The organism is Pseudomonas sp. Z5-35 (assembly GCF_051131945.1).
GTDB lineage: Bacteria > Pseudomonadota > Gammaproteobacteria > Pseudomonadales > Pseudomonadaceae > Aquipseudomonas > Aquipseudomonas marvdashtae.
Window position 1 is genome coordinate 5,391,000 of record NZ_CP071640.1, and the last position, 24,258, is coordinate 5,415,257.

The 24,258-nt window shown below is 61.5% G+C and carries 23 protein-coding genes and 1 tRNA gene; 6 read left to right on the forward strand and 18 right to left on the reverse strand.

Annotated elements, in window-relative coordinates:
* A complete protein-coding gene (locus J3P95_RS24505) occupies positions 1-525 on the forward strand; it encodes a DUF962 domain-containing protein (protein WP_434579396.1) in 525 nt (174 codons plus the stop codon).
* Between the two features lie 38 nt (positions 526-563).
* Here J3P95_RS24505 and J3P95_RS24510 read toward each other — a convergent pair whose 3' ends face one another.
* The 5 genes from J3P95_RS24510 to oscA all read right to left on the reverse strand — a co-directional run bounded on the left by J3P95_RS24510 (position 564) and on the right by oscA (position 4,709).
* Positions 564-1,553, reverse strand: coding sequence for a sulfate/molybdate ABC transporter ATP-binding protein (locus J3P95_RS24510; RefSeq protein ID WP_186641358.1), 990 nt, complete (start codon positions 1,551-1,553; stop codon positions 564-566).
* Between the two features lie 3 nt (positions 1,554-1,556).
* Positions 1,557-2,426: a sulfate ABC transporter permease subunit CysW gene (gene cysW / locus J3P95_RS24515; RefSeq protein ID WP_186613959.1), complete on the reverse strand. Its 870-nt coding sequence runs from the start codon at positions 2,424-2,426 to the stop codon at positions 1,557-1,559.
* Between the two features lie 13 nt (positions 2,427-2,439).
* Positions 2,440-3,258, reverse strand: a complete 819-nt coding sequence (gene cysT / locus J3P95_RS24520) for a sulfate ABC transporter permease subunit CysT (protein WP_434579393.1) — start codon at positions 3,256-3,258, stop codon at positions 2,440-2,442.
* A 129-nt stretch (positions 3,259-3,387) separates the two neighbouring features.
* On the reverse strand, positions 3,388-4,401 hold the full coding sequence (locus J3P95_RS24525) for a sulfate ABC transporter substrate-binding protein (RefSeq protein ID WP_434579392.1): 1,014 nt from the start codon (positions 4,399-4,401) through the stop codon (positions 3,388-3,390).
* 125 nt (positions 4,402-4,526) lie between these two features.
* Positions 4,527-4,709: a sulfur starvation response protein OscA gene (oscA, locus tag J3P95_RS24530; protein ID WP_003186967.1), complete on the reverse strand. Its 183-nt coding sequence runs from the start codon at positions 4,707-4,709 to the stop codon at positions 4,527-4,529.
* 488 nt (positions 4,710-5,197) lie between these two features.
* Here oscA and J3P95_RS24535 point away from each other — a divergent pair, with 488 nt between their 5' ends.
* Positions 5,198-5,581, forward strand: a complete 384-nt coding sequence (locus J3P95_RS24535) for a DUF6124 family protein (protein ID WP_434559452.1) — start codon at positions 5,198-5,200, stop codon at positions 5,579-5,581.
* A 130-nt stretch (positions 5,582-5,711) separates the two neighbouring features.
* Here the strand turns inward: J3P95_RS24535 and J3P95_RS24540 are convergent, their stop codons facing one another.
* Positions 5,712-6,026, reverse strand: a complete 315-nt coding sequence (locus tag J3P95_RS24540; RefSeq protein ID WP_434563983.1) for a hypothetical protein — start codon at positions 6,024-6,026, stop codon at positions 5,712-5,714.
* Between the two features lie 145 nt (positions 6,027-6,171).
* On the opposite strand from J3P95_RS24540, the gene desA reads away from it, so the two are divergent.
* Both desA and J3P95_RS24550 read left to right on the forward strand, forming a co-directional pair.
* Entirely contained in the window at positions 6,172-7,356 is a 1,185-nt protein-coding gene (gene desA / locus J3P95_RS24545) for a delta-9 fatty acid desaturase DesA (RefSeq protein ID WP_186613951.1), read from the forward strand.
* Between the two features lie 297 nt (positions 7,357-7,653).
* The gene (locus tag J3P95_RS24550) at positions 7,654-8,643 is read left to right on the forward strand and encodes a GGDEF domain-containing protein (RefSeq protein WP_434581138.1); all 990 of its coding nucleotides are present in this window, start codon (positions 7,654-7,656) and stop codon (positions 8,641-8,643) included.
* A 35-nt stretch (positions 8,644-8,678) separates the two neighbouring features.
* On the opposite strand, the gene J3P95_RS24555 is transcribed toward J3P95_RS24550, so the two are convergent.
* From J3P95_RS24555 to gabD, 3 genes are all read right to left on the reverse strand, one after another.
* Complete coding sequence (locus J3P95_RS24555; RefSeq protein ID WP_434579389.1) at positions 8,679-9,896, reverse strand: HDOD domain-containing protein; 1,218 nt, start codon at positions 9,894-9,896, stop codon at positions 8,679-8,681.
* A gap of 171 nt (positions 9,897-10,067) precedes the next feature.
* On the reverse strand, positions 10,068-11,345 hold the full coding sequence (gene gabT / locus J3P95_RS24560; protein ID WP_434559458.1) for a 4-aminobutyrate--2-oxoglutarate transaminase: 1,278 nt from the start codon (positions 11,343-11,345) through the stop codon (positions 10,068-10,070).
* Between the two features lie 169 nt (positions 11,346-11,514).
* Positions 11,515-12,957 (reverse strand): NADP-dependent succinate-semialdehyde dehydrogenase, encoded by a 1,443-nt coding sequence (gene gabD, locus J3P95_RS24565; protein ID WP_186641367.1) that lies wholly within the window; start codon positions 12,955-12,957, stop codon positions 11,515-11,517.
* Positions 12,958-13,306: 349 nt separating this feature from the next.
* On the opposite strand from gabD, the gene J3P95_RS24570 reads away from it, so the two are divergent.
* Positions 13,307-13,383 (forward strand) — tRNA-Arg (locus J3P95_RS24570).
* Between the two features lie 62 nt (positions 13,384-13,445).
* Here the strand turns inward: J3P95_RS24570 and J3P95_RS24575 are convergent.
* The 6 genes from J3P95_RS24575 to J3P95_RS24600 all read right to left on the reverse strand — a co-directional run bounded on the left by J3P95_RS24575 (position 13,446) and on the right by J3P95_RS24600 (position 18,695).
* A complete protein-coding gene (locus J3P95_RS24575) occupies positions 13,446-14,063 on the reverse strand; it encodes a hypothetical protein (RefSeq protein ID WP_434579387.1) in 618 nt (205 codons plus the stop codon).
* The gene (locus J3P95_RS24580) at positions 14,060-14,632 is read right to left on the reverse strand and encodes an RNA polymerase sigma factor (RefSeq protein ID WP_434579385.1); all 573 of its coding nucleotides are present in this window, start codon (positions 14,630-14,632) and stop codon (positions 14,060-14,062) included. Before J3P95_RS24580 ends, J3P95_RS24575 begins: the two co-directional genes overlap by 4 nt.
* Positions 14,633-14,657: 25 nt before the next feature.
* The gene (locus J3P95_RS24585) at positions 14,658-16,319 is read right to left on the reverse strand and encodes a vWA domain-containing protein (RefSeq protein WP_434579383.1); all 1,662 of its coding nucleotides are present in this window, start codon (positions 16,317-16,319) and stop codon (positions 14,658-14,660) included.
* A 161-nt stretch (positions 16,320-16,480) separates the two neighbouring features.
* Entirely contained in the window at positions 16,481-17,794 is a 1,314-nt protein-coding gene (locus tag J3P95_RS24590; protein WP_434579380.1) for an MFS transporter, read from the reverse strand.
* A gap of 31 nt (positions 17,795-17,825) precedes the next feature.
* A complete protein-coding gene (locus J3P95_RS24595) occupies positions 17,826-17,999 on the reverse strand; it encodes a hypothetical protein (protein ID WP_434559470.1) in 174 nt (57 codons plus the stop codon).
* 135 nt (positions 18,000-18,134) lie between these two features.
* Entirely contained in the window at positions 18,135-18,695 is a 561-nt protein-coding gene (locus tag J3P95_RS24600; protein WP_434559472.1) for a YbhB/YbcL family Raf kinase inhibitor-like protein, read from the reverse strand.
* Between the two features lie 140 nt (positions 18,696-18,835).
* Here J3P95_RS24600 and J3P95_RS24605 point away from each other — a divergent pair, with 140 nt between their 5' ends.
* Positions 18,836-20,368 carry an FAD-dependent oxidoreductase gene (locus J3P95_RS24605; RefSeq protein WP_434579378.1) on the forward strand — a complete coding sequence of 511 codons (1,533 nt, stop codon included), beginning with the start codon at positions 18,836-18,838 and terminating at the stop codon, positions 20,366-20,368.
* A 35-nt stretch (positions 20,369-20,403) separates the two neighbouring features.
* Here the strand turns inward: J3P95_RS24605 and pgaD are convergent, their stop codons facing one another.
* From pgaD to pgaB, 3 genes are read right to left on the reverse strand one after another with little or no spacing between them, the layout of a single operon-like run.
* Positions 20,404-20,907: a poly-beta-1,6-N-acetyl-D-glucosamine biosynthesis protein PgaD gene (gene pgaD / locus J3P95_RS24610; RefSeq protein ID WP_434579377.1), complete on the reverse strand. Its 504-nt coding sequence runs from the start codon at positions 20,905-20,907 to the stop codon at positions 20,404-20,406.
* Positions 20,904-22,259 (reverse strand): poly-beta-1,6-N-acetyl-D-glucosamine synthase, encoded by a 1,356-nt coding sequence (pgaC, locus tag J3P95_RS24615; protein WP_434579375.1) that lies wholly within the window; start codon positions 22,257-22,259, stop codon positions 20,904-20,906. The genes pgaD and pgaC overlap by 4 nt, the downstream gene beginning before the upstream one ends.
* Before the next feature lies 1 nt (position 22,260).
* The gene (gene pgaB / locus J3P95_RS24620; RefSeq protein ID WP_434579373.1) at positions 22,261-24,258 is read right to left on the reverse strand and encodes a poly-beta-1,6-N-acetyl-D-glucosamine N-deacetylase PgaB; all 1,998 of its coding nucleotides are present in this window, start codon (positions 24,256-24,258) and stop codon (positions 22,261-22,263) included.

Below are 24,258 nucleotides of genomic sequence, written 5' to 3' on the forward strand. Positions count from 1 at the left end.
ATGAAAAGCCTCGTCGATCATCTCAGTCAATACGCGGCGTACCACCGCGATCCGCGCAACATCGCCACTCACTTCATCGGTATCCCGCTGATTTTAGTCGCCGTCGCGGTGCTGTTGTCACGGCCGGGATGGCCGATTGGCGCGGTCCTGGTCTCTCCCGCGCTGCTCGTGGCGGTGGCAAGTGCCTGGTTTTATCTGCGCCTGGAGTTGCGCCTGGGCGTGCTGATGACGGTGCTGCTGGGGCTTTCCGTCTGGCTGGGCCAAGTGCTCGCGGCGCAAAGCACCGTCGTATGGCTGGGCAGCGGCCTGGGGATGTTCGTGGTGGGCTGGATCATCCAGTTCGTCGGCCACCATTACGAGGGCCGCAAACCGGCGTTCGTCGATGACCTGACCGGGCTGATTGTCGGGCCATTGTTTGTCGTGGTCGAAGCAGGTTTCCTGATGGGCATGCGCCACGATCTCAAACAGCAGATCGACACGCAGACCGGGCCGGTAAGAGTCAATCCGAAGCGGGCTGCTGCCTGAGGGCGCCATCGCGAGCGCGCTCGCGATGGCTTTTGCTGTTAAAGATTGGCGACTTTCTGCCAGACCTTCGGCTTGAAGAACAGTGTCTCGCCCTTCGCCAGGCCCACGAGGCTGTCGTGGTCCTTCACCACTTCGGCCTCGATCAGTTCGCTCTGGCCTTCAACCTTCAACGTCACCCGAGTGGTGGCGCCGAGCGGGCGAATGTCGCGCACTTCGGCGGCGTGGTGGTCTTCCAGTTCCGAGCGTGACAGCGACACTTCATGCGGACGGAACAGCACATGCCGATCCTCTCCGAGATGCAGGCGGTTCGAGTCGCCGAGGAAGTGGTACACGAAATCGCTGGCCGGGTTCTCGTATACATCGCCCGGTGAGCCGATCTGCTCGATCACGCCCTTGTTCATCACTACGATCCGGTCGGCGACCTCCATGGCCTCTTCCTGGTCGTGGGTCACGAACACCGAGGTCAGGTTGATGTCCTCGTGCAGCCGCGCCAGCCAGCGGCGCAATTCCTTGCGGACCTTGGCGTCGAGGGCGCCGAACGGTTCGTCCAGCAGCAACACCTTGGGTTCCACCGCCAAGGCGCGGGCCAGGGCGATGCGCTGGCGCTGGCCGCCGGACAGCTGCTCCGGGTAACGGTCGGCGAGCCAATCCAATTGCACCATATTCAATAGCTCGTGGACCTTGGTCGCGATTTCGCTTTCGTTCGGACGCTGGTTCTTGGGCTTCATGCGCAAGCCAAAGGCGACGTTGTCGAACACGGTCATGTGGCGGAACAAAGCGTAGTGCTGGAACACGAAACCAACGTTGCGATCACGCACGTCATGGCCGGACACGTCCTCGCCGTGGAAGACAATGTTGCCTTGGTCGGGCGTTTCGAGGCCGGCGATGATTCGCAACAGCGTGGTCTTGCCACAGCCCGACGGGCCGAGCAGCGCCACCAGCTCGCCGCTCTGAATGTCCAGGCTGATATCGTCGAGGGCCTTGAAGGCGTTGAAATTCTTGCTGACGTTACGGACTTCGATCGACATGACTTATTCCTCCGCGGCGCTGGCGCGCAGGCGGTTGATTCGGTTTTCGCTCCACTGCTTGAGCAGCAGGATGAAGAGCGCCAGGATCAGCAACAGGCTCGCCACGGCGAACGCGGCCACGTGGTTGTATTCGTTGTAGAGGATCTCGACGTGCAGCGGCAGGGTGTTGGTCACCCCGCGAATGTGCCCGGAAACCACCGACACCGCGCCGAATTCGCCCATGGCGCGGGCGGTACACAGCACCACGCCGTAGATCAGGCCCCACTTGATGTTCGGCACGGTGACATGCCAGAACATCTGCCAGCCATTGGCGCCCAGCAGGCGCGCGGCTTCTTCTTCCTGGGTGCCCTGCTCCTGCATCAGCGGGATTAGCTCACGGGCCACGAACGGCACCGTGACGAAAATCGTCGCCAGCACGATGCCCGGCAGCGCAAACACGATCTGGATGTCGTGGTCCGACAACCACGGTCCGAACAGGCCCTGGGCACCGAACATCAGCACATAGACCAGGCCGGCGATCACCGGCGACACCGAGAACGGAAGGTCGATCAGCGTGACCAGCATGCTCTTGCCACGGAACGAGTATTTGCTCACGCACCACGCCGCGCTGACCCCGAACACCAGGTTCAACGGCACCGAGATCAATACCGCGAACACCGTGAGCTTGAGCGCCGACAACGCATCGGGTTCAAAGATCGCTGCGAAGAAAGTCCCCAGGCCCGACTTCAAGCCCTGGGACACGACGATGAACAGCGGCAACAACAGAAACAGCGCAAAAATCAGCCAGCCGAGGCCAATCAGGATGCGCCGCGAAACCGCGCTGCCGCGACGGGCAGCGTTGGTGGAGGCGGCGGAAATAGACGATTGGGACATGGTTCGCGCCTCCTTATGGGGTTTCGATGCGCCGCTGCAGCAAGTTGATCAGCAGCAACAGGACGAAGGAAACCACCAGCATCAGCACGCCAATGGAGGTGGCGCCGGTGTAGTCATATTGGTCGAGCTTGACCATGATCAGCAGTGGCAGGATTTCGGTTTTCATCGGCATATTGCCGGCGATGAAAATCACCGAGCCGTACTCACCCACGCCCCGGGCAAAGGCCAGGGCGAAGCCGGTCAACCAGGCCGGCAACAACGCCGGTACGAGGATGTGACGGAACACCTGCCACGGCTTGGCACCCAGGCACGCGGCGGCTTCTTCGACTTCACGGGGAATATCGGCCAACACCGGCTGCACCGTGCGCACCACGAACGGCAGCGTCACGAACGTCAGCGCCAGGGTAATGCCCAGCGGGGTGTAGGCGATCTTGAAACCCAGGTCCGTGGCGAACTGTCCGACCAGGCCGGTCGGCGCGTACAGCGCGGTCAGGGCAATACCGGCCACCGCGGTGGGCAGGGCAAACGGCAGGTCGATCATCGCATCAATGATCTTGCGACCCGGGAAGGTGTAGCGCACCAGCACCCAGGCCAGCAACGTGCCAATCACGCCATTGATGATGGCGGCGTAGAGCGCTGTGCCGAAACTGAGTTTCAGGGCCGCCAGCACCCGCGGCGCCGAAATGATTGCCCAGAACTGATCCCAGGTGAGTTGGGCGGCATGCACGAACATCGCCGCCAGCGGTATGAGCACAATCAGACTGAGGTACACCAGGGTGTAGCCCAGCGTCAGCCCGAAGCCGGGTATGACGGGGGATATGCGACGCGACATAAAGGTCCTTGGTTGTGTGGCGAGGGAGCTTGCTCCCGCTGGGGTGCGCAGCAGCCCCCTTTTTGTGAGCGCTTCGCACTCAAGCGGGAGCAAGCTCCCTCGCCACAATGAATCCGGGGTCTATTCAGCTTACTGCGCCTGATAGATCTGGTCGAACACGCCGCCATCGTTGAAGAATTTCGGCTGGGCAGTTTTCCAGCCGCCGAAGTCCTTGTCGATGGTCACTAGGTCCAGTTTTGGGAATTGCCGTGAGTACTTGGCGGCCACGTCCTTGTCACGTGGGCGATAAAAGTTCTTCGCGGCGATTTCCTGGCCGGCCGGGCTGTACAGATGCTTGAGGTACGCCTCGGCGATTTCGGCATTACCCTTCTTCTCGGCGTTCTTGTCCACCACCGCCACCGGCGGTTCGGCGAGGATCGACAGCGACGGCACGACGATGTCGAACTTGTCGGCGCCGCCATCTTCTTTCAACGCCAGGAACGCTTCGTTTTCCCACGCGAGCAACACGTCGCCCTGACCGTTGTTCACGAACGTGATGGTCGAGCCACGGGCGCCGGTGTCGAGGATCGGCACGTGCTTGAACAGTGCCTGCACGTATTCCTTGGCCTTGGCCTCGTCGCCACCGTTGGCTTTCAAGCCATAGGCCCACGCGGCAAGGAAGTTCCAGCGTGCGCCGCCGGAGGTCTTCGGGTTCGGCGTGATGACCGACACGTCATCCTTGATCAGGTCGCCCCAGTCCTTGATGCCTTTGGGATTGCCCTTGCGTACCAGGAACACGATGGTCGATGTGTAAGGTGTGCTGGCATCCGGCAGGCGGTTTTGCCAATCCACCGGCAGGGATTTGCCCAGCTTGGCGATTTCATCGATATCACCGGCCAGGGCCAGGGTAACCACGTCGGCGCGCAGGCCATCGATCACCGCCCGGCCTTGCTTGCCCGAGCCACCGTGGGACTGCTGGATCTTCACGGTGTCGTCCGGGTGGGCTTTTTTCCAGAAGCTGGCGAATTCGGCGTTGTAGTCCTGGTACAGCTCGCGGGTCGGGTCGTAGGACACGTTGAGCAGCTCGTAATCCTTGGCAACCGCGGAACCTGCAAAAACAGCACTGGCCAGGGCGGCCAAGGCATAACGGCGAATCGACGACATGGTGAAAGCTCCTGGAATTCTGGTTGTTATGGCTCTGGAAATTGGTTGACCCGTAGAAAAAATTCGCAACCTGCGGCAGCTCCTACACCAAGCCCCCGGTAGCGAGGGCCGCAGGCTGCGATCCTTCAGCTCGGTTTATGACTCGGCTGCTGCAAGCGGAATTTTTCCTTGCGCTCGATCTGCACCACCTGCGCGTTGTGCACGGTGATCTCCACCGCGCCAAAGCGCAGGTCACGCAGGGCACTCTGGATCTCGCGCAAGATGGTTGCTTCGTCCTGGCCGTCAACGCTACGTAGGGATGCGCTCATGCTGCTGCTCCTTGAATGAATGCCTGGCAGTGGGCGGCACTGCTTGCGGCGTGGAGCAATAGTAGATAAACGCAGATATTCTTAAAAAGACTATTTAAGAATTTTTATATAACCAAACTGACAATTCGAATTTGGCGTCCTACGGCATTTTTGATTGCCGGCCTTTCCCCTGCCATGTCGTCGGAAATTTCCCTCAAAACGCGGCGCTTTGCGTGAACTAGGCAGCCCGGTCATGCACCGCTAACCTCTGTTCGTCATCGCAAAAAACGGTGACACGGACGTGCAAGTCCGGTACATATCGGCGCGCAACTGCCAAGCCAAACAGCCCACGCTCGTATTGGCATGTTTATGGCGGCTGCGCGCGGGAGACTCTCGCAGTCTGCCGGGTCCGATATGCCCGGTCTTGCACACCCGCGCACAGCTGCCACCTTCTTCGGTGCAACGAGAGGTGCCAGTTTTCCAATCAATTACATATCGGGTAATTAATCATGTTCAAAGTCACTCCAAATCCACCAGAAAACGGCCATAAATCCCGCGTCGAAAAACTCGAAGAAAAACGCCTCGAAGACGCCACCAACCGCGCCCTCGACTATTACCTAAAGCCCCAGCCCGCCCCGCCGCCGGAACCCGACAAAGACCAGCTCTTCATCGTCTCCCCGCACATCGACACCGAAACCCTGCTCGCCAACGCCTCCGAAGACCTGCTGTCCATCAGCGCCATCGCCGCCGACCTGGCCGACGACATCGACGAATCACGCCGCTGCGTAGCGCTGGCAATCAGCCGCATGGCCGATGGGGTTCAGTTGCTGGTTGAGCGAGCGCTGGATCATTTGGAAACGAAGGAGATGGCGGCGCACAGCGCCAAGGGATAACGCTTACATTGAGGCAAGCTAAGCCGGCGCCATCGCGAGCAAACCCGCTCCCACAGGAGAAACGCGGTCCCATTAAGAACCAGGTCGGCTCTCAGGCCGCCTCGCAGCGGACGTTGATCTCGGCGCCCCGTTAGCTGCTCCAATGCACGGTGCAGTTCGGAGGCGATCTCCGTTGCTGGGCATGGGCGGTGAGCTCTTCGGTGTACAAGGCATAACCGTCACGTCCGCTGCTCTTGGCCTTGAACAGGGCCGAATCGGCGTTGCGCAGCAACTGCCCGGCGCTGACTAGCACCCAGGCATAACCGTTGATCAGTTGCCAGCGAAGCCGGTCGGCGGAATGATCGAATAAACTGCTCAATAAATAGCCAACCAGCTGCAGCCAGGCGACGGATAGCAGGAGGTAAAGCAGTGCCCCACGCATGGCAATGCGATGAGAGATGGTCATGCGCTCATCCATGTCCCTGTAATTTGAGGGGATTATAGAGGAAGAAACATTCTGCCACTCTTATCTGAAAGGCCGACTGGTTTTATCGCTGGGGGTGGTGATAATGCAACGGCTGTTTCTATCTTTATCGAGGGCCCTACAGCCTATGTGGTACGAAGGTTTTCTTGGCTTGTCGGCCTGGTCGCTGGTGGCAGTCACCCTGCTGATGACTCATGTCACGATCATCAGCGTCACGGTCTACCTGCACCGTTATTCGGCTCACCGTTCCCTGGAACTCAACGCCGGCCTTAAACATTTTTTCCGCTTCTGGCTGTGGCTGACCACGGCGCAGAATACCCGCGAGTGGACCGCGATCCACCGCAAGCATCACGCAAAATGCGAAACCGAGGATGACCCTCACAGCCCGGTTATCAAGGGCTTGTCGACCGTGCTGCGCAAAGGCGCCGAGTTGTATCGCGCCGAGGCGGAAAATCCGGAAACCCTGCGCATCTATGGCAAGAACTGCCCCGAAGACTGGATCGAGCGCAACCTCTACAGTCGCTATCCGCTGCTGGGCGTCGCCATCATGGGCGTCATCGACCTCCTGCTGTTCGGCACCATCGGCATCACCATCTGGGCCATCCAGATGATGTGGATCCCGGTCTGGGCCGCCGGCGTGGTCAATGGCCTGGGTCATGCCGTGGGCTATCGCAACTTCGAATGCCGCGACGCGGCGACCAACCTCGTGCCTTGGGGCATCCTGATCGGTGGCGAAGAACTGCACAACAACCATCACACCTACCCCAACTCGGCCAAGCTCTCGGTGCGCAAATGGGAGTTCGACATGGGCTGGGCCTGGATCAAGGTCTTCAGTTTCCTGCGCCTGGCCAAAGTCCAGCGGGTAGCGCCGATCGCCCACCGGGTCGAAGGCAAGGGCCACCTGGACATGGACACTGCCATGGCGATCCTCAACAACCGTTTCCAGATCATGGCCCAGTATCGCCGGCTGGTCATCGCGCCCCTGGTCAAGCAGGAGCTGGAAAAAGTCGATCACTCGGTTCGTCACCAGTTCCATCGGGCCAAACGCCTGCTGTCGCGGGAAACCAGCTTGCTGGACGACCGTCACCACGTGCGTATCCAGAATATGCTGGAGCACAGCCAGGCACTGAAAGTGATCTACGAAAAACGCCTGGCCTTGCAGCAGATCTGGGTCAAGACCAGCAGCAACGGCCACGACATGCTCGCCGCGATCAAGGAGTGGGTCCACGAAGCCGAGGCCAGCGGCATCCAGTCCCTGCGCGACTTCGCCGACCAGCTCAAGACTTATTCCTTGCGGCCGGCCACCGCCTGACTCCCGTGGCGAGGGAGCTTGCTCCCGCTGGGCCGCGAAGCGGCCCCAGAACCTGCCGAATGCGGACCATCAGGCACCCTGCACCCGCCGGTTCACGGCTGCTTCGCAGCCGAGCGGGAGCAAGCTCCCTCGCCACAAATTCATCCCACATGTTCGAACGAAAGCTCCCGCCCTTCGTCGCCTGAAAAGGAACTTCGCCCGTAATCCCCTATCTCAAGAGCACTTCGCCATCCTGGCGGGCTTTGGAGCAAGCGCGTGCAAATCCATAGCAATGCACGTTCTTTGAGATTGGTACCGATGGTCGACAAGAACCTACAGGATTCATCCCAACCGCATTGGCCCGAAGCGGCCCAGACACTCATGGCGCTGATGCACGCCCAAGGCGAAGTGGCGCGCTTGAGCGAGCGCGAGCAGCTGTTCAGTTCCTTGCTGGTCAGCGTCAACGCGGTGTTGTGGGCGTTCAATTGGGAAACCCGACAGGTGCTCTACGTCAGCCCCGCCTACGAGCGGATTTTCGGCCGCCCCGCTGGCCTGGTATTGGCCGACTACAACGAATGGCGTGACGCAATCTACCCGGATGACCTGGATTACGCCGAGCGCAGCCTCGCTGAAGTATTGGTCAAGGGTGCCGTGGAAGACCGCGAGTATCGCATCATCGCCGCCGATGGCCAGATCCGCTGGCTCAGCGACAAGTGTTTCATCAATCGTCAGGCTGACCCGGGGCAACCGGTGATTGTGGTGGGCATCGCCGAGGACATCACCGAAAAGAAGTTGCTCGAAAGCGAGCTGCAGCGGCTGGCGACCACCGATGTGCTGACCCAGAGCAGCAACCGTCGGCACTTCTTCGAATGTGCCCACCGCGAATTCGAGCAAGCACGGTTGCAAGGCACGCCAATGGCGTTCCTGCTGCTGGACATCGATGATTTCAAATTGATCAACGACACTTACGGTCACCAGGAAGGCGATACGGTGTTGCAGAAAATTGCCGAAAGCGGACGGAACGTGCTTAGACGCGGAGACTTGTTCGGACGGATCGGCGGCGAAGAGTTTGCCGCCGTGTTTCCAGGTTGCGCTCCGGACATGGCCTTGCAGGTCGCCGAACGCTTGCAACGGGAAATCCAGCGCCTGGCGTTCCGCTGCGGCGACCAAAACTTCGGCATCACCGTCAGCCAGGGCATCACCAGCATCGCCGCCGAGGACCAGACCCTCGACAACCTGTTCGCCCGCGCCGACGCCGCCATGTACGAAGCCAAGCGCCAGGGTAAGAACCGCATAATCGCGGCTTGAGTGAACGCCGCGCCGCGTCGGGTTAAGCGGGGATACTACTTGCGACGCAACCGCATCAACTCCGGCAACCCGATTTTCAGCAGACGCGCCGTGCGTCCACGGGCCAACTCTTCAAGGCCTTCGTACGCGGGCAGATGAGCCATTTGCGCGGCCATGTTCATCACCAGCGCTTCGCGGGAATAAACCCCACCACCGAGGCTGTAGGCCGCCGCGATCAACTCACGCAACTCCAGCGGCAAGCGCCAACGAGTGCGCAGCGCCGAGCCGAAGCCGGCGCCGTATTGATCGAGGACGTTCCCGACTTCCTCCAACTCATCCAGTTCGCCACCCGCCTGCGCCCATTCTTCCAGGCAACGCAGCAGCGCCAGGTCGCCCAGGCGATGCAACAGCCCCGCGCAGTAACAACGCTCTGGTTCCAGATCCAGCAGCCGCGCCAGGATCCGGGCGTACTCGGCGGTGTGCAGCGACAATTCCCAATAGCGCTCGGCATAGTCGGCCAGGCAAGGGACACTCAGCCGGGCACAGCGCTTGAGTGTCAGCCCAAGAATCAGGTTCATGCTTTGCCCGGTGCCGAGCTGGTGCAGCGCCTGGGCCACGGTCTGCACCGGGCCACCGCCCTGATGCTGGGCAGCGCTGTTGGCCGCCGCAATCAGCACCCCAGTGATTTGCGGGTCGGTGCGGATCTGTTCTTCCAGCAGTTTCAGGTCCAGGCCAGTGGGGTTGAGGCAGCGCTTGACCGCCACCTGCACATCGGTCATCAGCGGCGCGCCTTCGGACAGATCACGCCGTCGTTCCAAAAAGGCGATCAAGGTCAGCCCCGGCCCTGGGACCGGCACGTCGCCGGAGGTTTCGTCAGTGGCACCCAACAGCAGCCCTTGCAAACGCAAGGTCAGGCTTTCCCGGTTCAACGGCTTGGTCAAATACGCCGTCGGCGCCAGTGGAACGACCTCACGCACACTGGCGCTGTCGTTACGCCGGCTCATCAGAATGAACGGTAACGGCGTGGCTCGATGCTGTTGACGAAGGCCGCGCAGGAGATTCAGACCATCGATACCCGGCAGTTCCCAATCGGCGATGATCAGGTCGTACGCGTGATGCGCCAGCAAATCCAGGGCCTGTTGCCCCTCTGCGCAGGTATCCACGCGGGCATCGCAGCGCACGCCCGAAAGCACTTGCTCAAGCATCTCCCGGGACGCCGGGTCGGCCTCGGCGATCAACACACGCGGTACAGCAGGTAAAACCACAGCAGTCATGCAGCATCGCTCCCTTGCCATACCATGCACCTTAGACAATGACGGCCGTTCCAGACAGCTCAAACCTGCGGGATATGCCTGCGGACATGAAAAAACCCGCCGAAGCGGGTTTTTTGTGAATCAGTACACAGTCAGAGCAGATCAGAGCAGATCAGAGCAGATCAGAGCAGATCAGAGCTCGGAGAAGCACTCTTCAATGATTGCCAAGCCTTTGTCCAACTGCTCATCCGGTGAGGTCAGCGGCACCAGCACCCGCAAGACGTTGCCGTAAGTACCGCACGACAGCAGGATCAGGCCTTTGTCGCGAGCCTTGGCCACCACCTGGGCGACTGCCGCGGCGTTCGGCTTGTGGGTGTCGCCGTCTTCGAACAGCTCCACGGCGATCATTGCGCCCAGCGCACGCACTTCGCCAATGACCGGGTATTTCTTCTGGATAGCCTTGAGGCGGGTCACCAGGCGTTCGCCCACGGCTTTGCAGCGATCCAGCAAGTGTTCTTCTTCGAACACTTGCATCACCGCCAGCGCCGCCGCGCAAGCAATCGGGCTACCGGCATAAGTGCCGCCCAGGCCACCTGGCGCAATGGCATCCATGTATTCAGCCTTGCCGCACACGCCGGCGAGCGGGAAGCCGCCTGCGATGGACTTGGCGAAGGTCGTCAGGTCGGCGGCAACGCCCATCTGCTCCATGGCGAAGAAGGTACCGGTACGCCCGGCGCCGGTCTGCACTTCGTCAGCGATCAAGAGGATGCCGTGCTGGTCGCACAGGGCGCGCAGGCGCTGCATGAATGCCTTCGGCGCCACATAGAAACCACCCTCGCCCTGGACCGGCTCGATAATGATCGCAGCGATGTCACGCGGCTCGGCGTCGTTCTTGAAGATGCGCTCGATGCTGGCGATGGAATCGTCGATGCTCACGCCATGCAGTTCATTGGGGTACAGCGCGCGGAAGATGCCACCGGGCATCAGGCCCATGCCGGCCGAATACGGTACGACTTTACCGGTCAGGCCCAAGGTCATCATGGTGCGACCGTGGTAAGCGCCGGTGAACGCGATCACGCCGGCACGGCCAGTGGCGGCACGGGCGATCTTCACGGCGTTTTCCACTGCTTCGGAACCGGTGGTCACCAGCAGGGTTTTCTTGGCGAAATCACCCGGGACCTTTGCGTTGATTTTTTCGCACAGTTCCACGTACGGCTCGTAGGCCAGAACCTGGAAACAGGTGTGGGTCAGCTTGTTCAGCTGTTCGGTCACGGCAGCGATGATTTTCGGGTGCAGGTGGCCGGTGTTCAGCACGGCGATACCACCGGCGAAATCGATGAATTCACGACCTTCAACGTCGGTCACCGTGGCGTTTTTTGCCGATTCGGCGAAGATCGGGTGAATCTGGCCGACACCGCGGGGAACAGCGGCGGTACGGCGGGCCATCAGGTCAGCGTTAGTCTTGCTCATCAAAGTCCTCATTCGCAGCTCAGGGCGGCGTAGTTCAAGGAATACAGGGCGGGGAGGCGACTGCGACAGCATGCGATGATCGACTGCCGCAGCGTTCCGGCCACAAGAAACAGAACGGGTGAAACGCGCAAAGGGACAGCGCTCTCGTGCCCCTTGCGCTTGAAGCAGATCAGATACCCAGGCAGAGGTATTTGATTTCCAGGTAATCCTCGATGCCGTACTTGGAGCCTTCACGGCCCAGGCCCGACGCCTTGATGCCGCCGAACGGCGCGACTTCGTTGGAAATCAACCCGGTGTTGACGCCGACCATGCCGTATTCGAGGGCTTCGGCCACACGGAACACACGGCCCAGGTCACGGGCATAGAAATACGAGGCCAGGCCGAATTCGGTGTCGTTGGACATCGCGATCACTTCGGCTTCGTCTTTGAAGCGGAACAGCGGCGCCAGCGGGCCGAAGGTTTCTTCCTTCGCCACGGCGGCGCTCGATGGGACGTTGGTGAGAATGGTCGGCTCGAAGAAATTGCCCTCCATCGCCTTGCCACCCGCCAGCACGGTCGCGCCTTTGCTGACCGCGTCGGCGATGTGCTCTTGCACCTTGGCAACAGCTTTTTCGTCGATCAACGGACCGGTGGTGGTGCCGTCTTCCAGACCGTTACCGATCTTGAGCTTGGCCACCGCCACTTTGAGTTTTTCGGCGAACGCGTCGTACACCGAATCCTGGATGTACAGGCGATTGGCGCAGACGCAGGTCTGGCCGTTGTTACGATATTTGGAGATGATCGCGCCTTCGACAGCCTTATCCAGGTCCGCGTCGTCGAACACAATGAATGGCGCGTTGCCGCCCAGTTCCAGGGATACTTTCTTGATGTCCTTGGCGCATTCGGCCATCAACTGGCGACCGATCTCGGTCGAGCCGGTGAAGGACAGCTTGCGCACGATCGGATTGCTGGTCAGCTCGCCCCCGATGTCGCCGGCGCTGCCAGTGACTACGCTCAGTACGCCTTGCGGGATGCCGGCACGGTGCGCCAGTTCCACCAACGCAAGGGCCGAGAACGGGGTTTGCGAAGCGGGCTTGATGACCATCGTGCAACCGGCAGCCAGCGCTGGGCCAGCCTTACGGGTGATCATCGCAGCTGGGAAGTTCCACGGCGTAATGGCGGCGGTAACGCCGATTGGCTGCTTGATCACGATCAGGCGCTTGTCGGGCTGATGGCCCGGAATCACGTCGCCGTAGATGCGCTTGGCTTCTTCGGCGAACCACTCGATGAACGAGGCGGCGTAGACGATTTCGCCCTTGGACTCGGCCAGCGGCTTGCCCTGCTCCAAGGTCATCAGGCGACCCAGGTCGTCCTGGTTTTCGATCAGCAATTCGTACCAGCGGCGCAGCTTGTTGGCGCGCTCCTTGGCGGTCAGCGCACGCCAGGCCGGCAGCGCCTTGTCGGCGGCTTCAATCGCCCGGCGGGTTTCGGCAGCGCCCATTTTTGGCACGGTTCCCAGCACCTCGCCCGTCGCCGGGTTGGTGACTTTGATCGTCTGACCGTTGTCCGCATCGACCCAAGCGCCATCGATAAAAGCTTGCTGGCGGAACAACTGGGTGTCTTTAAGCTGCATGTCGGCTTTCCTTAACAGCACCGCGCGCACGCGGAGCGAATTAGAGTTGTAGAAAGGCGCCTCGGGGGCTGCCGTCAGGGAAATCATCCACCGGGCTGAAGCACAGAAATATCGCACATAAGCACAGACGTGCGGTTCAGCACCCAGACAAGAGCGTTTGAAATCTCAAACGAATCCTAGGGCCGATGGGGGTGAAGGACAATAGGCTGTTCGAAAAAAAGAACGAAAAAGCTGAATTTGCCTGTTTTTTCTGATCAGCGTAGTCAATGGCCGCCGAGCGGCACGAAAACGCAGGCGATTCAGTAGCATGGACGCCCGCCATGCTTATGAGTATCATGGCGCCCGCGTTGCACCAGTAGCTCAGCTGGATAGAGTACTGCCCTCCGAAGGCAGGGGTCGTGGGTTCGAATCCCGCCTGGTGCACCATCTTCAGATTCAAAAGCCCCTGGTCGCAAGACCTGGGGCTTTTTTGTGGGCGCGAATCTTACTCAACGCGTCTGCAACGCCTCCAACCGCGCCGGCAAGTCTTCCTTGGGAAAACGCTTGTGCAACGCCAGCAGCTTCTCATCAGCGGCCTTGGTGTCCCCCGCCTGGCGCAAGCGCAGGATTTCCAGCAAGCCTTGCTCAAGCGATGGCAGTGCAGCAGGCGCCGGTTTGCTGATTTTTTTTGCCGTCGTATCCGCCAAGGATTGCATCGGGATGGCCGGGGCTCGCGCCAGCTCGCCTTGCGGCGCCATGCGGGTGATCGGCGCGGGGGCGGGCATGGCGGGCGGTGGTGCAGCGACAACGGCGGGCGCTTGCCGATCGGCGGAAAATTCCATCGAGGCAGGCGCGGACAGAGGCTCCTCGGGCATCGGGGAACGCAGCACCAAACCGATCATCAGCGCCACGCCGGCGACCGTGGCGAAGGCCATTTGCCCACGCGGCCGCTGACAGGCCTGTAGCCAGCGCTTCCACAAGCTCGGTGCGGGCGTCGGGGCTTCACGGCGGGCGGCGGCCAGGATGAAATTGTCGAGCGAGGCCGGCGGTTCACCGCTGGCGTGTTGGCGAAAATGCTTGATCAACATCTCGTCATCGGAATTCGGCGCGTGTTTGCGGTCGATCATGCGGGTACCTCCTCGGCCAACAGTCGATGCAATTTCTGTTGGGCGTAACGCAAGCGGCTCTTGACCGTCTCCAGCGGGACGCCGGTCAGGGCAGCAATTTGTGGCACTTCCAAATCGCCGTGTAGGCGCAGCAGGAAAACTTCCCGCTGGTCCTCGGGCAATGCCTGCAGCGCCGCGTCAAGGCGCGCCTGATCGCGACTCAGGCTCAACTGTTGCTCGGGGCCGCTGCTGTCGTCGGGTTGGACGTGAAGTTGTTCGTCATAACTGTCATGCAGTGGATTATGAACGCCGTGCCTGCGCCAGTGATCAATCAAGCGGTTGCGGGCGATCTGGAACAACCATGTACGAAAACTCGCGCGGCCTTGTGGCTGGGTGGTGCTGCGGATCAAGCTGAGCCAAGTGTCCTGGAAGATTTCCTCGGCCAGTTCGGCTTTGTTGCTCAAGGACACGAGGAAACGATAAAGCCCGAGGCGATGACGCGCATACAGGACTTCGAAAGAAGCCCCGTCGCCATCGCGGTAACGGGCCAGCAGCGATTCGTCGCTGGGAGAATCAAGCACAACGGCCATGTCGCTGATGAACTCCTTTCGCTGATCAGGGTGCAGGCTTGAGGCTCTGCGCAAGCTCCACCAACTGCACAAACTCCGCTCGCAGCCCGAACGGGTCTTCGCCGCGGGCCGAACGCGCCAATTGCGCGGTGTCCTTCAGGCTCATCGTGCCAGTGTAGCGCCCATCACCCTTGAGCTGCTGGGCGAAGGCAGCCACAGCGGCCGAGAAGCGCAGGTCATCGCTGGGTCTGTCATTCTGCTGAGCGGCAGCGATGGGGTGCTCGATCAAGCGGCTGTTACCGCCTTCAGCCGGTTTGTAGCGTACGCGCAACATCGCCAGTTCGCCTGGCGTGCCGTCCGACTTGGGCACGCTGGCATAGCGCAGCGGTTCCAGCCAGCCCTTCTCACCCTTCGGGACAATTTCATACAGCGCCGTGACTGTGTGCCCGGCACCGATCTCACCTGCATCAACCTTGTCATTATTGAAATCCTCACGCTTGAGCGCGCGGTTTTCGTAGCCCAGCAGGCGATATTCGCTGACTTGGGCGGGGTTGAACTCCACTTGTAACTTCACATCCCGCGCCACCACCGCCAGGGTGGAGCTGAGCTGGTCAACAAGGACTTTGCGCGCTTCGAGCAGGTTGTCGATGTAGGCGTAGTTGCCGTCGCCAGCGTCGGCCAGTTGCTCCATCAGATGCTCGTTGTAGTTATCCACACCGAAGCCCAGTGTGGTGAGGGATACGCCGCTTTTGCGCTGGTCCGTTGCCATCTGCTTGAGGCTGTCGAAGTCGCTGACGCCGACATTGAAATCGCCATCGGTGGCCAGCAGGATGCGGTTGATGCCTTTATCGATAAAGCTCTCCCGCGCCATCTGGTAGGCCAATTCGATGCCCGAGGCGCCGGCAGTGGAACCGCCTGCGCTCAGTTGATCGATGGCGTTGCGGATCTTCGTCTTTTCGCGGCCCGAGGTTGGCTTGAGCACTACATGCGATTCGCCGGCATAGACCACCAGAGACACTCGGTCCTGGTCGCGCAATTGGTCCACCAGCAATTTCAGGGTGCTTTTGACCAGCGGCAGGCCTTCGCGACGATCCATGGAGCCGGAAACGTCCACCAAAAAAACCAGGTTGGCAGGGGCCAGGTCCGCCACGGCGCGGTCGGACGCCTTGATGCCGATGCGCAGCAAACGGGTGTGAGGATTCCATGGCGAAGGGGCGATTTCGGTGGTCACGCCAAAAGGCGAACCATCGGTAGGCAGCGCGTAGTGGTAAGGGAAGTAATTGACCATTTCCTCAAGTCGTACGGCGCCGTCGGGCGGCAGGCTGCCTTGATTGAGAAAACGTCGCACATTGGCGTAGCTGCCGGTATCGACATCAACGCTGAAGGTCGAGACCGGTGTTTCGGCGACGCTGTGGATCGGGTTGTCCGGCAGTTTTTCGTATTGTTCGCGCGACTCGGCGCGGTAACCCGCGGCGATGGCATCGTTCGCCACGCTGGGAGCGGGCATCGATGCCGGCTTCATGAGCGTGCGCTTGACGGTTGACTGGTGCAGTTCGCCTTGCGGTACGACGCTAGGCGCCACGGGCACCGGCTCGGACGGCTTGGCCGGCTCACGGGATGAAGACAACCCACAACCGGCCAACGCCACCAGCAGGGTGACAGCAAAGCCCTGGGCAGCAGGGCGTATATAGGAAAGCGGACGGGACATGGGCTGAGCCTCGTGAGTGAATGATCCGTTCACAGGGTCAGACGCAAGCCTTTGGTGGTTCGGGTTAACGACCCGAATTTTTTTGATCAATCTCGCAAAGGAGCTGGGCTATTGACGTCAGGACGGCTCGCCTTGTCGGAAATTCGCCCGCCTGCGCAAGCCTACGACTCACACGCCAGCGAAGGCTGCACAGCCTTGGCATGCCGCCCAGGAAAATACGCCGCCGCCCCCACGCCCACCGCGCCCATCACCGCGCAATACCCCACGCACACCCAAGGGCTCCACGGCACCAGCGCGATCAATACCAACGGCGTCATGCTCGCCCACAGCGCGTAGGCGATGTTGTAGGTGAACGAAATGCCGGACACGCGGATCTTCGGCGGAAACAGGCTGACCATCACTGAAGGCACCGCGCCGACCACGCCGCAACTGAGCCCGGCCACGGCGTAGGCCAGGCCCAGCCAGGCGCTGCCGTTGATCAGGCTGGCATAGAGCAAGGCGATGCCCAGGGGCAGCAGCAGGCTGTAGAGCATGACCGTGCGCCAGGCGCCGATGCGGTCGACGATGTGCCCAGCCAGGACACAGCCGATGTTCAGGAACACGATACCCAGGCTACTGAGGGCAAAGGTGTGGCCAGGTGTCAGGCCGAAGCTTTTCTGCATCACGGTCGGGGTGATGACCACGAACACCACCACGGCGGAGGTCAGCACGCAGGTGAGAATCGCGGCGGGTAGCAAGGCGTGGCGATGGTCACGCAGGACGGTGCGCAGCGGCAATTCAGGCGCGCCTTCGCGATTGGCCTGCAGGGCCATGAAAATCGGCGTTTCGCTCAGCCAGCGGCGCAACCAGACGCCGATTACGCCAAAGACCCCGCCCAACAGGAACGGCAGGCGCCAGGCGTAATCGAGGATCTCGGCCGGCGTGTAGATCCGCGCCAGCGCCGTGGCCGTCAGGGCGCCCAGCAAGTAGCCGAAGGTCAGGCCGGCCTGGAGGAACCCCAAGGCGTAGCCGCGATGCTGCAGCGGCGCATGCTCGGCGACAAACACCCAGGCGCTGGGCACTTCGCCGCCCACCGCGGCGCCTTGCAGGATGCGCAGCGCCAGCAACAGCAACGGGGCGAAATAACCGATTTGTGCATAGGTAGGCATCAGCCCGATGAGCAGGCAAGGCAACGCCATCATCAGGATGCTGAGGCTGAAGACGCGCTTGCGGCCCAGGCGATCGGCGAAGTGCGCCATGAGAATCCCGCCCAAGGGACGCGCCAGGTAGCCGGTGGCGAAAATCCCGAAGCTTTGCAGCAAGCGCAACCACTCGGGCATTTCCGGCGGGAAAAACAGTTGGCTCAAGGTCAGGGCGAAAAAAACGAAAATGATGAAGTCGTAGATTTCCAGCGCACCGCCGAGGGCGGCCAGGCCCAAGGTCTTGTAGTCGGATCGGCTGAATCGCGCGCCTGGTAAATGAGTGGTGGCAGTCATGGGCATCGTTGAAAAAGTTGAAGACAGTGGTTCAGGCAGCGGGATTCGTGTCCACGGGCTGAGCCAGCGGTTGGCCTGGCTCGGCGTCTGCGGCCTCGTCATCAGGCAGGAAATCCTTGCGGCTGCGGGCAATCGCCTGGCGTATCTCGTCGCCCTTGGTGGGGCAGTTTAGGAGGCGGGCGATGCCGTCCGGTTTCTGCGTCATCGCCATCCTCCGGCAAGAGTGAACAGGGGCTCGATAGTGCTCGCTTTTGGCCCGTGATGCCAACTTGCGTGACGATTGGGGCTGCTGCGCAGCCCGGCGCAAGCAAGCGCCCTCGCCACGGGTCGGGTGGTCCGGTCAGCGGTGATAGCGGCGCACCACGCTGCTGTTGCGCAGTACGTGGCCGTTGAGTTTTTCCATTAGCTGGGTACGGGTGAGGCCGGCGGGCAGTGCATCGGGCGGCAGATCCAGGGCGAAAATCTGGATCAGGTAATGGTGCGCGCTGTCGCCCACAGGCGGGCACGGGCCGATATAGCCATGGGTGTTCTTGCTGTTTATCCCGCTCATGCCTTCCAGCGTGGATTTGGTGCCCGCACCCGTTGGAATCTGCCGCGTGGTGGCCTTGATCCCGTAATGGACCCAATGGTCCACACCCTGCCCTCGTTGGCCGTCGGGGTCGAGCATGACGATCGCATAGCTGAGGGTGCCAGGCGGGCCGGCGTTCCAGCTCAGGGCCGGGGAAATATTCTTGCCGCCGCAGGTGTTGGCGTCACTGGCGGCCGCGGCGGTGAAGAGGCGGTCGTCCGACACACCGGGAATGCTCAGGGTGAAACGCTCTTCGGCCTGGACAGCCCCTTGTGCGCACAGCGCGAGGATGACGGCCGCGAGCCAGGAGGAAAGGGAGGTCAATCGGGTCATACCGGGCACCTTAAATGCGATTCAGGCCATGGATGGCCTGCAAACTATAGCCGCAGGGCCAGCCCGGTTGCAGTGACAATTATGCTGAACCTCATTCCAATCACCCGACTCCAACGGGAAATGCCTGTCGGAGAACGACCATGCCCATGCATCAAGTCGCCCGCCTCGCTGATGTGCGAGAAGACCGCGGCCTCGAAGTCACCCTCAACGAAGCACCTATCCTGCTGCTGCGAGCTGGCGGACAGGTGCGGGCGTTCCAAGGCAAGTGCCCGCATGCCGGGGCGCCGCTGGCCAAGGGTGCCGTGTGCCATGGACGGGTGATCTGCCCGTGGCACAAAGCGGCGTTCCGCGCCGAAGACGGCGCTCTGTGTGAACCGCCGGCCCTCGACAGCCTGGAGCGTTATCACGTCGAGGTGCGAGGCGATGACGTTTGGGTCGATGACCAACCACTGCCTGCGGAAAAGATCCCCCCGGCCGACGACCCGCGCACGTTCGTCATCATTGGCGCCGGAGCGGCCGGCACCGCCTGCGCGGCGGCGTTGCGGGAAAAAGGTTTCGGTGGCCAAATCCTGATGATCGACCGCGAAGCCGAGGCCGGCTATGACCGCACGGTGTTGAGCAAATACGTCCTGGCCGGTGACATGGCAGCGAAAGAAACCCCGTCCCTGCGCGATGAAAGTTATTTCACCCAGCAGCGCATCGAACGACGCCATGGCGAAGTCGTCGGTCTTGATGTTGCGGCGCGCCAAGTCCGCCTCGCCGACGGTACGTTGCTGGGCTATGACGCGGTGCTGGTTGCAACCGGAGGGGAGCCCAGGAAACTGGATCTGCCCGGCAGCGATTTGCCCCAAGTCCTGGTGTTGCGCTCGCTGGCCGACAGCCGGCAGATCCTCGAGCAAGCCAAGCCAGGACAACGGGCAGTCATTATCGGCGACAGCTTTATCGCCATGGAAGTCGCCTCGTCATTGCGCAAGCGTGAGCTGAGCGTCACCGTCCTGGCCCGTCATCCGGTGCCGTTCGCGGCGCAGTTCGGCGAGAGCATCGGCAAGGCGATCCTGGCTCGCCATCGGGCCAATGGCGTGGTCTATCACAGCGACGGCGAGGCGGCGCGAATCGAAGGCGCGGGCAAGGTTGAAGCCGTGCTGCTGGATAATGGCCAACGCTTCGCGGCGGACCTGGTCATCATCGGCGTCGGCATACACCCCGCGACGGAGCCGTTCGCTAAGCTGCCACGGGCGGATGATCGCTCATTGATGGTCGACGACAGCATGCGCGCGGCCGATGGCGTATGGGCCGTCGGCGACATCGCTACCTTTGCGCTAAACGGCCAGCCTAGGCGTATCGAGCATTGGCGCCTGGCCCAGCAACAGGCACGCATCGCCGCGACGAACATGCTCGGCGGCGAAGAGCATTACCTGGATGTGCCGTTCTTCTGGACTTACCACTTCGGCAAACGCTACGAATACCTCGGCCACGCCGAAGAATGGGACGAGGTGCAGTTCAAAGGCACGCCCGAGCATCCGCCTTTTATCGCATTGCTCGGCAAGGACGGCCTCGTCGCTGCTGCCGTGGCCTGCGATGAAGGCCGGGCAATGGCGGCGCTGGCCCAGCGGATGAAACAACCGCTGCCCGTGGATGAGGCTTGGCGGCTGGTTCGGGATTTTTCGGCGTAGTCCCTACGCAGAGCAGTGCTTATGCAAAGTAGTGCCTATGCAGAATGATCGGCCGGCAGATGGATGACCGGCGGCCGTTCCAGCGGCGCCAAGGGCGCAGGTTGCATGTCCGGACTCAACAGGTGGAAATGCGGCACCACGTGGCTGATGTCGCCCTCCTGATTGTTGTGGATAATCTTGGAACCCGGCTGGCGCAAAGTGTCCAGACGCTCGTCGGTCAACTTGAAGCTGGCGCTCAAGCCCAAATCGTCCACCACTGGCGCCGGCAGTCGGCGCTGGGCGAAGCTGCGGCTCTTGCGCTGCTGATAACGCGCCCAGGTGATCAGGATGATCGCGTTGACCAACGCAATCCAACCGTAGATCTGCAAGGTTCCAAGGGTTTCCAACAGCGAACCGCCCAGCCGCGGGCCGGCATGGCTGTCGAACAGAGGCCAGAGCCCGTTCACCAGCAAATACAACAATCCGACCCACGCCAGGACCGTGAAAAACACATCGATGACCACCAGAAAAGGCCGTTGCCGGGTCCTGATAATTTTCATCGGATCACTTCCTCTTCTTCGTCATCGATCGGTTTGATCCCGCGATCCGGGCTGACCCAGCGCGCGCGTTTCTGATGCTGACCGAACAGCACCTTGGGAAAACTCACCAACGTGGTGAACAGACTGATCAACCAGAACACCAACGGGTACCAGACGACCCAGAACATGATGTGCCACAGGCCTTTCTCGTAGCGGCGGTCGATCAGGATGCTCACCGCGAACTGCATCAGGCACACCACCGCCAGCAACAGCCCGGTGAAGGCCGGCGGCAGGAGATGGTCCACAGCAATGGCGGCGGGCATCTCGACGAATTTCCCGACGCCCCAGAAGATCACCGACAGCAGGAAGGTGAACGCCCAACCGGTGGACAGGCAATATTCGAACAGCAACGGCCACAGGTAGCGGTGGCGGTATTGCCAGATGCCACGGATGTTCTTGAACAGCACTTCGGCACCGCCCTGTGCCCAGCGCAAGCGCTGGCGCCACAGGCCACGCAGGGTCTCGGGCATGAGGATCCAGCACAGCGCGCGCGGCTCGTAGAAAATGCTCCAGTGATCCAGTTGCAGCTTCCAACTGATGTCGATGTCTTCGGTGATCATGTCCGGACTCCAGTAGCCGACCCGGTGCAGGGCCGTGCGACGGAACGCGACGATCACACCGGACACGGTGAAGATCCGCCCGAAAACCCGCTGAGTGCGCTTGATCAGGCCGATGATCGAGGAGAACTCGCCGACTTGGACCCGGCCTATCAGGGTCGAGCGGGTGCGGATACGCGGGTTGCCGGTTACCGCGCCGAGGCGGGCGTTGTCCAGCATCGGCGCCACCAGGTAAGCGCAGGTATTCGGCGCCAGCAGTGCGTCACCGTCGATGCACACCAGGTATTCGCTGCGCGCGGCGATGGCGCCCATGCGCAGGGCCACCGCCTTGCCTTGGTTTTCCGCCAGGTGCAGCACCCGCAGGCGTGGGTCTTCAGCCGCCAATTGATCCAACACTTGAGCGGTGTTGTCCTTGGAGCCGTCGTTGATGGCGATGACTTCGATGTTCGGGTAATGCTGGCCCAGCGCCGCGTGAATCGTGTCGGCGACGTTATCGCCTTCGTTGAAGCACGGGATCAGGATGCTGATCAGCGGCTCGCCCGCCAAGGGCGGCGGCAAGGTGTCGTCCTTCCAAGGCCAGTGACGCTCCCAGTGCAGCCAGAAATACAGGCCGCCGGCGATCCATAGCCCGGACATGAACAGTGGGTAGAAGAACACGAAGTCCATCAGGAATTGCCCGGTGACCAGGAAGATCAGGCCCAGGGGCACCCCAAGGACGATCGCCAGCACCAGGACGGCGAGCAGTCTGTCGAGCATGTCAAGGATTCCACTTGTTGGAGAGCGCGGGCCGTACGGCTTTCACGGCGGGCTGGTCTTCGATGAAGTTGTCCGGGTAGTAGCCGAAACTGGTCACGCCCTGGCGCTTGAGGCGCCCCATCCAGTCGGCCAATTGTTCGCCGTCGATGTCGGCCACCGGTTTGCTGTGCCAGTCGCGGGCCTGCAGTTCGAACACCGTGCGCTTGAGCGCGCCGGGACGAGCCTTGACGGTTTCCACCAGCCGCTCGAGCCAAGGACCGGATTGCTCGCGGGTCTGTTTTTCCATCAACGGCATGGCCATCGGTGCCGTCCAGTCGTAGGCGGCGAGGAAATCGTCGAGGTTCTGCGCAAACCAGGCTTCGCTTTGCGGGTTGAGCATCGGCTCGGCAAAGATGTTGCGCGCCGTGCGAACCTGCGGGCCGCGAATTGCCCGGACCTTGGCGGTCAGCTCTGCGGTGAAGTCGATCAGGTAGCGACTCTTGAAACGGGTCCAGCGCTGCATCGCCGCCGGGTCATCGCGCAGGGCGGCGACGGAGGTCGGCAAGCCGTTGGCAGCATAGACTTTCATCGCGGCGGGGCCGGCGTCCTCGAAGTCGGAGAACACCGCGTCGTCATGGTACAGAACGCCGTCCACCGAGCTCATCCGCGCCATGTCTTCGTAGATCTCTGCGATGACCTTGCGCACGTTCGGGTCGAACGGCGACAGGCGCACGTATTGGTCCGGGGCGACGCCCGTCTTGCCGGTTTCGGGATCCCAGCGCTGCACTCGGGGAAATTTCGGGTCGAGGGCAAAGCTCAGCACCGGCATCCAGGCATACACCTTGACGTTGGCCCGAGTACGCAGTTGCCAGGCAACCCGGTCGAACAAGTCGGCGCGTACTGGCAAGTGACGGTTGGAAAAGTACAGCGAGTGGACCAAACCGTCGCCTTTCGGGTCGGCGAACGCTTGCAAGAACACGGTGTTGGCGCCCAAGTCGTAAACGCGCTGGACCAATTTGCCAACGTTGGCTTCCTGCTGCACGGGGTCCGGATCATAGACATAATCCAAGTCAACATGGACCACCCGCATCGGGTCGATCGTTTGTACGGAAGCGATGCTCTCGGCGAAGTGCGCGCCATCGGGGTCGGAGGCCACCAGAAAACGTGGGCCGCTCATCAAGTTATCGAGGCTGTCGAGGCCGTCTTCCAGGGTCAGGGCCATTTGATAGCCCTGGTCGCCGATCACTTGCAACGCAGTGCCATCGGCCTCCCCATAAGGCCAGACCCAGACGCGCGGGCTGTAACCGGTGACTTTGCGGATTTTCTCGGAAATGGCCGCCACGTCCTTGCGCAGGCGAGCCTGAAAATCGGCTTCGGTCTCGTAACGACCGGTGGCCGGGTCGTAGCGCCGGGTGGTCGCGGCGGGTTGCTGGTTGCCTTGCGGGTTGGCAAGGATACCTTTGTGGTTGGCATCGGTGTGGGCTGCGATTTCCACCAAGCCCGATTTGGACACCTCGCGAATCTGCTCCCAGGTCAAGAACTCTGAACGCTTGCGCGGCACCCCGGCAAAGTCCACCGGCTGGTTCATCGGCGTATCGATCCAGCCCCCAACCGGGGCCAGGATAGCCGGCCAGTTATAGGCGCGCAGAATGGGCATGACGCGGGTGTAGAAGCTTGAGTAGCCATCGTCGAAGCTCAGCAGCACCGCTCGCGACGGTAGCTGCGGACCACCGTTGCGGGCGGCGATGATCTGGTCCACCGTCACCGGCTGATAGTTGTTCTCCCGCAGCCACGCCAATTGCTCGATCAGGCGCTCGGTGCGCACGGCCACCAAGGCTTGGTCGGGGTCGAGGTCTTCGACATCGTGATAGGCAATGCCGAGCACGTGGTTTTTTGGCCACGGAGCATCGTTGGCGGCTACCGGTCGTTGCGAAGGCGGAGCGAATGCCGGGGCCTGCTGGGCACAAGCGCTGATCAGCAAAGCTCCCAGCAGAAGGATGAATCGCGAAATGACGGGCAT